Annotated in this window: 3 protein-coding genes and 1 tRNA gene; 2 read left to right on the forward strand and 2 right to left on the reverse strand. The window is 68.8% G+C overall.

The features are described 5' to 3' along the window. Positions 1-422: 422 nt before the first annotated feature. On the forward strand, positions 423-728 hold the full coding sequence (rpmB, locus tag AX737_RS28345; protein ID WP_066927191.1) for a 50S ribosomal protein L28: 306 nt from the start codon (positions 423-425) through the stop codon (positions 726-728). Positions 729-869: 141 nt separating this feature from the next. Here rpmB and AX737_RS28350 read toward each other — a convergent pair whose 3' ends face one another. Continuing rightward, complete coding sequence (locus AX737_RS28350; protein ID WP_066927193.1) at positions 870-1,181, reverse strand: ETC complex I subunit; 312 nt, start codon at positions 1,179-1,181, stop codon at positions 870-872. Between the two features lie 33 nt (positions 1,182-1,214). Continuing rightward, positions 1,215-1,291: transfer RNA gene (locus AX737_RS28355), tRNA-Pro, on the reverse strand. 127 nt (positions 1,292-1,418) lie between these two features. Between AX737_RS28355 and AX737_RS28360 the strand changes: the two genes are divergently transcribed. Then, entirely contained in the window at positions 1,419-2,126 is a 708-nt protein-coding gene (locus tag AX737_RS28360) for a glutathione binding-like protein (RefSeq protein ID WP_066927195.1), read from the forward strand. Positions 2,127-2,189 lie beyond the last annotated feature (63 nt).

Below are 2,189 nucleotides of genomic sequence, written 5' to 3' on the forward strand. Positions count from 1 at the left end.
TCTCCGGCTTCGTCGGCGCGGGCCTCGACGGTCGCGGCCGCGCCGACGAGGCCCGCGCCGACGAAGCCGGAGAGGAGGAACTGCCCGACACGGCGGGCCGGCGCGGTGCGGAGGGCTTGGGCGAACATGGTCCGGATTCGATCCTCGACGCTCGCCCGGACGGGTCCGGCGAGATCCGATTTATCCCAAGCCCATGGTTAACAGACCGTTGGGCCCGCGGTAGCGCCCGGCCGCAACAGGCCCGGCTTTCCGCATCCCGCGCCTTGACGGAAGGCGGGGTCGTCTCCTATAGGCTCGCGCCTTCTACAGGACTCCGCTGGACCTGGAATCACGCTTGGGCGTGGCCCGCGGCGCGCGCGCCGCTCGGTCATTGAGGTCCGAGTACTGACCGCCCACGGAACGATACGGGATAGATTGAAGCCATGGCGCGCCGCTGCGAACTCACCGGCAAGGCCGTTCAGGTCGGCCACCTCGTGAGCCACTCGAACCGCAAGACCAAGTGCCGGTTCCTGCCGAACCTCTGCAACGTCACCCTGCAGTCCGACGCGCTCAACAAGAGCGTCCGCCTGCGCATCACCGCCCACGCGCTGCGCTCGGTCGAGCACCGCGGCGGCCTCGACGCCTTCCTGGTCAAGGCCGGCGAATCCGACCTGTCGCAGACGGCCAAGCTCCTGAAGCGCGAGATCCACAAGAAGCTCGCCGAGACCGAGACCCAGGCCGCCGCCTGATCCCGAACTCATCGGAGCGCGAAAAAGCCGCCGCGCGGGTCACCCCGCCGGCGGCTTTTTCATGCGTGGATTGATAGCGGGAGAGTTCACGCGTCGCTCTCCCTCCCCCCCCTCTGCGGGGGAGGGAGAAGACGCGGCCCCTCAATGCGTCCAGGGCGCCGTGCGGTTGAACTTGAAATTGTCCGAGTAGGACAGGCCCTTGCGGACCACCGTCTTGTGCGGCTCCTCGACCCGGTAGCTGATGCCGGCGCGGGTGGCGTAGGCCACGGCCTCCTCGCGGGTCTCGAACTCCAGCTTCACCTGCTGCAGCATGTCGCCCGAGCCGGTCCAGCCCATCAGGGGGTCGGTCTCGCGGGGGCCGGTCTGGTCGAACTCCAGGATCCAGACCTTGGTGCGGGCCAGCCCCGACTGCGACGCTTCCTTCGACGGCTGGTAGATGCGGGCGCTCGGCATGGCGGCTGGGATGGCTCCGGACACGAATGAGAATGGTCGGGGCGATAGGATTCGAACCTACGACCCCCTGGTCCCAAACCAGGTGCGCTACCAGACTGCGCTACACCCCGCCACGCGGCCGTTTCTAAGGATTCCAGGCTCCCGCGGCAAGGGACGCACCGTGACGGAAACCGCGGCTTGACCGCGCGATCCCCGCGTCCCACCTCGCGTCCCGAGGGGCGGACGCTGAGGATGCCGATGATCGATCTCCACTACTGGCCGACGCCGAACGGCCACAAGGTCACGATGTTTCTGGAGGAGGCGGGCCTGCCCTACCGCATCCACCCGGTGAACATCGGCGCGGGCGACCAGTTCAAGCCCGATTTCCTCGCAATCGCGCCGAACAACCGCATGCCGGCGATCGTCGATCACGAGCCGGCGGGCGGCGGCGCGCCGGTCTCGCTGTTCGAGTCGGGCGCGATCCTGCTCTACCTCGCCGAGAAGACCGGCCGCTTCATCCCGGCCGACATCCGCGGCCGGGTCGAGGTGCTGCAATGGCTGTTCTGGCAGATGGGGGGCCTCGGGCCGATGCTCGGCCAGAACCACCACTTCACGCAGTACGCGCCCGAGCCGGTGCCCTACGCGATCGACCGCTACGTCAACGAGACCAACCGCCTCTACGGCGTGCTCGACCGGCGGCTCGCCGACCGGGCCTACGTGGCGGGGCCGGACTACTCGATCGCCGACATGGCCTGCTATCCGTGGATCGTGCCCTACGAGAAGCAGCGCCAGAACCTCGAGGACCACCCGAACCTGAAGCGCTGGTTCGAGGCGGTCGCGGCGCGGCCCGGTACGCAGGCGGCCTACGCGCGGGGTCCCGAGGTCAACCCGAACCTCGGCCAGGCCATGAGCGAGGACGCCAAGAAGGTGATGTTCGGCCAGAACGCGGCGAGCACGAAGCGCTGACGATCGATCAACCCTCCCCCCTCTGCGGGGGAGGGTGCCGAGCGGAGCGAGGCGGGAGAGGGG

The organism is Methylobacterium sp. CCH5-D2 (assembly GCF_001556475.1).
GTDB classification, from domain to species: domain Bacteria; phylum Pseudomonadota; class Alphaproteobacteria; order Rhizobiales; family Beijerinckiaceae; genus Methylobacterium; species Methylobacterium hispanicum.